At 39.0% G+C, this 7,106-nt stretch carries 3 protein-coding genes; all 3 read left to right on the top strand.

Annotated features, from left to right (window positions below; all coding sequences use genetic code 11):
- Positions 1-572: 572 nt before the first annotated feature.
- The 3 genes from J7E57_RS13290 (at position 573) to J7E57_RS13280 (ending at position 7,093) form a co-directional block, all read left to right on the top strand.
- On the top strand, positions 573-3,824 hold the full coding sequence (locus tag J7E57_RS13290) for a SusC/RagA family TonB-linked outer membrane protein (RefSeq protein WP_251029909.1): 3,252 nt from the start codon (positions 573-575) through the stop codon (positions 3,822-3,824).
- The gene (locus J7E57_RS13285; protein ID WP_251029908.1) at positions 3,824-5,755 is read left to right on the top strand and encodes a RagB/SusD family nutrient uptake outer membrane protein; all 1,932 of its coding nucleotides are present in this window, start codon (positions 3,824-3,826) and stop codon (positions 5,753-5,755) included. The genes J7E57_RS13290 and J7E57_RS13285 overlap by 1 nt, the downstream gene beginning before the upstream one ends.
- Before the next feature lie 99 nt (positions 5,756-5,854).
- Positions 5,855-7,093 (top strand): DUF5000 domain-containing lipoprotein, encoded by a 1,239-nt coding sequence (locus tag J7E57_RS13280; protein WP_251029907.1) that lies wholly within the window; start codon positions 5,855-5,857, stop codon positions 7,091-7,093.
- Positions 7,094-7,106: the final 13 nt, after the last annotated feature.

Here is a 7,106-nt window from a genome sequence, read left to right as displayed (position 1 = left end):
GGTAAAGATATGAGCGGGGCTGAAAACCGCTAAAAGGACAGAACTGGTCATTTCCAAAACATTAAGGAAAACAACTTATTAAATTCGTTATTCATTTTTAGACGGCCTTTTAGCGTAATTATTCCTTAGTTCAACACTGATGAAGCACATAATTTTGCATGCTGTCAATATGTTGGCTTAATCCTGCTGATTATTCTTAAAGGATTTATTTTTAGAAAGTTGGAATATTAATTTTTTTGTTTATAATTGCATTCGGAAATAATAGGATAGGATAGGATAGGATAAAATAATAATTTGATTGCGTTTCAATGCTTAGTTTCATGTTAGAGATGCGAAACAATTAAATGAACTGTTGTAAAAATTAATCCAGTCCAGATTACATTTTCATTAACCAAATAACCAAATAATATGAGAAATTTTACTAATTACTTTACAGGGAAGCAATTTCCTTCTTTTATGATCGCTAAACGGCGACCATCAGATCTACAACATCTTAGAGGGCATTAATGTTACTGCCATTTATAGTCTACCTCAAATAGTTTTAATTCAATCATTTAAAAGCTAATTAGCAAATGAAGCAATTATTTTTGTTTTGTGAGCACATATCGGTGCTCAACAGGCTAAGAAATGCAATGATATTGACAGGTTCGATTCTTGTGTTTTTCCTGATTTTTATGCCCACGCAAGGTTACTCCCAGGTAGGGAAGAAAACCATTACGGGGAAGGTTACAGATACGCTGGGAGTAGGGCTGCCTGGGGTAACTGTAGCAGTTGTAAATAAGGTTAATGTGGGTACTCAAACCGATAACAACGGAAAATTTGTGCTTGATGTAACACCTGGAGAAATACTAAGGTTTTCTTATGTAGGATACAAGGAGCAAAGGGCAACCGTTGGGGCAGCCAATGTGCTTAACATTAAATTAACTGAAGAAAATATGCTATCCGAAGAGGTAGTAATTACCGCGCTAGGGCAGAAACAACGTAAAGAAGCATTGGTAGGTTCTGTTACTACCGTAAAAGTAGGTAACCTTAAAATACCATCGAGTAATCTTACTAATGCCCTTTCGGGTCAAATAGCAGGTGTAATCGGTTATCAACGCAGTGGGCAACCCGGGCAGGATAACTCACAGTTTTTTATCCGTGGGGTAACTACTTTTGGTTATAAACAAGATCCACTTATTTTAATCGATAACGTAGAGCTAAGTGCTTCAGATCTTGCCCGCTTGCAGGTTGATGATATTGAAAGCTTTTCTATCTTGAAAGATGCAAGTGCTACGGCATTATACGGCGCAAGGGGTGCAAATGGAGTAATTTTAGTCAGCACTAAATCGGGTAAAGAAGGTAAAGCCAAAATAAGCTTCCGATTAGAAAATTCTGCTTCTCAATCGGTAAAGAGTTTACAACTTGCTGATCCCATTACCTATATGAAGCTTTTTAATGAGGCAGCTATTGGCAGAGGCATGGACCCCATGTTTACACCTAACCAGATTATTAATACACAGGCTACCATAAACAAGAGTCCTGGTTATAACGAATATGTTTATCCGGCGGTAGATTGGTTAGATATGCTGTTTAAAAAACGGACCAGCACACAAAGGGCCAATATAGGCATTAGTGGCGGTGGCGGCGTTGCCCGCTATTACATTGCAGGTTCTTACAATTTAGATAATGGTGTACTTAAAGAAGATGAGCGGAATAATAATGATAATAATGTGAAATTCCGTAATTACCAATTACGCTCTAACATTAATATTGATTTAAGTAAAACAACAGAAATGGTGGTGCGTTTGTCGGGTAATTTTAGCGAATATAATGGTCCTTTGGCAACAGACGGTGGTTTTTCTACCGATTTATATAATATCGCGGTACATACCAGTCCGGTTTCCTTTCCTGCATTTTACCCGGCCGATGCGGCCAATCAAAATGCACAACATATTCTATTTGGAAATAGAGGTGGTGCAGGTGTAAACAGTATTTTGGATAATAACCCCTACGCTGCGATGTTGCGAGGGCATAAAAACTCGTCTGAATCGCGTATGTCGGCACAGTTTGAAGTCAATCAAAAGTTGGATTTCTTTACGGAGGGCCTTTCATTTAAATCTATTTTTAGTACCAACAGGTATTCGTATTTCGATTCGCAAAGGGCCTATTCTCCCTTTTATTATAACATAGGTTCTTACGATAAGCAGAGCAATACTTATGTTTTAAACTGGCTTAACTCATTGGTAACTGGTGGCGCACCAAATATTGCGCAGGAATACCTGTCGTATAATCCAGGTAATACCAATATCAATACTTTTTTATATGCACAGGCATCGGTTAATTACGACAAAGCTTTTGGTAATCATAATGTTAGCGGAACATTAATTGGTACGGCACAACAAACCGTTTACAGTAATGCCAGTTCGTTGCAAAATTCGCTCCCTTACCGAAATTTGGGTTTAGCCGGACGATTAACCTATTCGTATAAAAGCAGATATTTTTTAGAATCTAATTTCGGTTATAATGGATCTGAAAGGTTTTCGGAAGACCATCGTTTTGGCTTTTTTCCAACCATTGGTGCCGGATGGGTACTTTCTAATGAGAAATTTTGGACTGGTGGAATCGCCAATATAGTTAACCGCTTAAAATTAAGGGGTAGTTATGGTATTGTGGGTAACGATGCCATTGGGGCGCAGCGTTTCTTCTATATTTCAGAAGTGAATTTAAATGGCGGAGGAAATTATGCCCAGTTTGGGTTTAATGGCGCTTCTAATCGCAGTGGAGTATTTATAAACAACTACGAGAATAAAGATGTTACCTGGGAAACATCGCAACAAACCAATTTAGCGTTAGAAGCTACACTTTTCAAAAACTTAAATTTAATTGCCGAGGTGTATAACAATTATCGCTACGATATTTATATGGGTCGTGCCAACCTGCCAAGCACGTTAGGTTTAGAAGCTAATGTAGGCGCCAATGTTGGTGAAGCCAGGTCGAGAGGAATCGATTTATCTCTAGATTATAAGTTTAACGTGAATGCATTTTCTTTCGCTGTACGCTCCAATTTAACTTTTGCCAAAAACAAATACATTAACTACGAAGAACCACAATGGGCTGAGTCTTACCGTTATACCACTGGCCAACCGATTAGCCGAAACTTTGGTTACATTGCCGAGCGCCTGTTTGTTGATGATAAAGAAGTACAAAATTCTCCAACACAGATTTTCTCTGCAAATGGTAAAGCACCACGTGCTGGCGACATTAAATATCGCGATTTAAATAACGATGGTAGAATTGATGATGCTGATAAGGCTTATATCGGTTTCCCTCAGTCGCCAGAAGTAGTATATGGCTTCGGCTTTAGCTCATCATACAAGGGTTTCGATCTTTCTGCCTTTTTTACCGGGCAGGATAGGATGACCTTCTTTATCGACCCAACCCGGGTGAGTCCTTTTGTTCCTAGTAATCAGCAATACATTTTAGGAAATACGCAATTATTGAAAGATTTTGCAGATAACCACTGGTCGCCTGAAAACCAGAATTTATATGCGCTTTATCCAAGGCTTGCTGTTAATGCTGCCGATTTAGAAAACAATGCACAAACCAGTACCTGGTGGATGAGGAATGGACGCTTAATGCGGCTAAAATCGGTAGAACTTGGATACACCCTGCCTCAGCGCATTTCTGCTAAAATAAAGCTGAACTCGTGCAGGATTTATTTCAACGGCCTAAACCTGCTTACCTGGAGTCCTTTTAAAATGTGGGACCCAGAGCAAGGTGGAAACGGCTTTGCCTATCCAATACAAAAGGTATTCAATGTTGGTCTTAACGTAACCTTATAATGAAAACGATAAAAAAATATTTTAAATACAGTTGCATTGTTTTAATGCTTTGCAGCTTTGTATCCTGTAAAAAATATCTTGATGTAACGCCTGATGATATTGGTACGCTTGATTATGCCTTTAGGAACAGAAACGAGGCCGAAAACTACCTGTACTCGTGTTATGCCTATCTGCAACGGATGAACGATATGGCTTCAAACCCAAGCTTTACCACTTCTTCAGAACTGATTTATTCAAATACACTTGATAATTTTCAGGGTTTTAACCGAACAGGTTTTAATTTATTAAGAGGAACACAAACTGCTGCAAAACCAGGATTAAACACTTGGGATGGCGAAGAAGGAAGTTATAGCCTTTGGCGCTCCATCAGGATCTGTAATATTATGCTCGAGAATATCGATAAACCTATTGATTTAGGTGCTACAGAAAAGAAACGCTGGACCGCTGAGACTAAATTTTTAAAAGCCTACTATCATTATGTGTTATTTAAAATGTACGGCCCAATACCGCTGATTAAAACCAATTTAGCTATAAACAGCACTACTGATGAGGTAAGGATAAAAAGAGCGCCGGTAAATGAAACAGTAGATTATATCATTTCGCTATTAGATGAGGCAATTCCTGATCTGCCTGCGGTTATTACCAGTCAGGCAACTGAATTGGGCCGGGTAACCAGTGTAATTGCACTTTCGGTAAAGGCCGATGTACTGGCTACAGCAGCAAGTCCGCTTTTTAACGGCAATCCTGATTATGTGAGTTTTAAAGATAAAGAGGGTGTTAGCCTTTTCCCTGCGGCTTACGATGCGCAAAAATGGAAGAAAGCTGCTGATGCTGCAAAAGTTGCCATTACTGCCGCCGAAGCACAAGGGATTAAATTGTATACCTTCAGTTCGCCATCAACAGTTGGTAAATTGTCCGATTCGTTAAAAAGAGAATTAGATGTACAGAATGCTGTTGCAGAAAGATGGGAGTTGAATTCAGAAATCATATGGGCATCAAATCCTGAATTTAATTATCAAGGATTTGCAACGCCAAGACTTACCGCAAAATCTGCCGTTAATAATTTTTCCAATCCTTCTACTTTTTCGGCTCCAATAAGCACACAAGAACTTTTTTATACGGTTAACGGTGTGCCGATTACTGAAGATAAAACCTGGGATTATGCGGGCAGGAATACCATTAAAGTTGGCGATAATGCGAGCAGATATTACATTCAGCAGGGTTACGAAACCATTAAAGGCCATTTTGCCCGCGAAACGCGTTTTTATGCAGATATTGCTTTTGACGGAGGTATTTGGTTTGGAAATGGAAGGAACAATCAAGACGATCCAGCCAATCCTTTGTATTACGTATCGGCAAGAGGTAGTGGCTTTGCAGCGCCAAGTGATAACATCAGGTTAAATATTACAGGTTATTGGCCTAAGAAACTGGTAAGCTATGCATCAGTTTATGATGATGGTTTCCAGCCTTCAGCCTTCCGTTTGCCGTTGATTAGATTGGCAGGTTTGTATTTACTGTATGCAGAAGCACTAAATGAAGTGAGCGGACCTACCGCAGAAGTATTTACTTATGTAGATAAAGTAAGGCAAAGAGCTGGTTTACAGGGTGTACAGGCTTCGTGGACAAATTTCGCTAAAAACCCAAATAAATTTAATACCAAAGAAGGTTTGAGACAGATTATCCACCAGGAAAGAAGAATTGAGCTTTGTTTTGAAGGCCAGAGTGGTTGGGATTTAAGAAGATGGAAAGAACTTCAGGCGGTTTTAAATAACCCGATACAGGGCTGGAGTATAAACAATGCAGAAGCAGTGAATTACTACCGCCCAACTACACAGTTTATTCCGGTGTTTGGTTTAAAAGATTATTTATGGCCAATTAAAAGTTATGATCTGGTTGTAAATCCCAACTTAGTTCAAAATCCTTATTGGTAGTTTAAAATATTTAAAGAAATGAAACCATGATGTGTGGCTTAAATAATAAGTTTTATTCACCTGCATCATCGCTTCATCACCATTGAAAATAAATTCAAAATGATGAAAAATATTAAAAATAGTATTTACCTAATCTTTATCGTTTCTGTTTTAGTCAGCTTTGCTGCCTGCAAAAAAATGGAAACCTATAACGATCCAGCTTCTTCAGATATGACCAAGCCTGGAGTGGTAACCAATATTAAAGTTGATAATTTTAATGGCGGCGCATACATTACCTATTCTTTGCCAAACTCGAAAAACCTTTTGTATGTATTGGCGCGGTACAAAATAAACGGGGTAACTACAAGAGAAACAAAATCGAGTTATTATTCCGATTCTATTATGGTAGATGGCTTTGCGAAAAAACAGGGTTATGATGTTACCCTGTATGCAGTAAGCAGGGCAGAGGTTAAGTCTGATCCTGTTGTGGTAAAGGTAAATCCAGACACACCTCCATACCTGCTTTTAAAACCAACTATTAATGCCGAGGCTGATTTTGGAGGTATAAAAATTACAGGGACTAATCCATTGAAAAACAATCTGGGTATCATTCTTTTAAATGTTGGCGATAACAATACTTCCGATGTTATTGATCAGCATTATGGTAAAACCGAAATTTTCGATTATTCCGTTAGGGGTTATGCACCTGTTGCTAAAAAGATTGGTTATTATGTAACGGATAATTTTGGGAACATTTCGGATACGACCTATAAAACTGTTACCCCATTTTTTGAAACCTTGCTAGATAGAGGTAAGTTTTTTCAGTACAGACTTCCATCTGATGGGGTAATTGCCTATGGTTGGGATCTTCCTTATTTGTGGGATGGCAAAACAGATGGCAATTCGAATGGGTGGCACACTGCTCCAGGTGGAGCAATGCCTGCAATAGCAACATTTGGTTTGGGTATCAGTGCAAAATTAAGTCGGTTTATTTTATGGGAAAGACCAGATGGGGGCGACAAATTTGCTTACGGGCATGGAAATCCAAAGGTATTCTCGATCTGGGGTTCTGATGTAGCTGTTCCACGCGATGCACAATTGCCACTAGCTGCACCTGTTGGTACTGTTATAGGCGATTGGATAAACATGGGGAATTATAATTATCCAAATCCACCTTCGGGCTTAGCACCGGTAGCACATACCACTGCAGATAACGACTTTGTAAAGGCTGGTGTAAGTTTCAATTTTCCACTCACCAACCCTAAAGTTCGCTACATCCGTTTGTCGGTAAGCACCACATGGTCTAATGGTACTTTTGCGCATGCCATGGAAATGGCCTTTTACGGCGATCCAAGATAATTAATATAAGAAG

Source organism: Pedobacter sp. ISL-64, from assembly GCF_018613605.1.
In the GTDB taxonomy this organism is placed as follows: Bacteria; Bacteroidota; Bacteroidia; order Sphingobacteriales; family Sphingobacteriaceae; genus Pedobacter.
Note: the sequence above shows the minus strand (reverse complement) of the source record. Positions and strands in the feature narration are given on the sequence as shown.

Coding starts and splice junctions, on each gene's coding strand:
- J7E57_RS13285 (WP_251029908.1), top strand. CDS start 3,824: ATGAAAACGATAAAAAAATATTTTAAATACAGTTGCATTGTTTTAATG.
- J7E57_RS13290 (WP_251029909.1), top strand. CDS start 573: ATGAAGCAATTATTTTTGTTTTGTGAGCACATATCGGTGCTCAACAGG.
- J7E57_RS13280 (WP_251029907.1), top strand. CDS start 5,855: ATGATGAAAAATATTAAAAATAGTATTTACCTAATCTTTATCGTTTCT.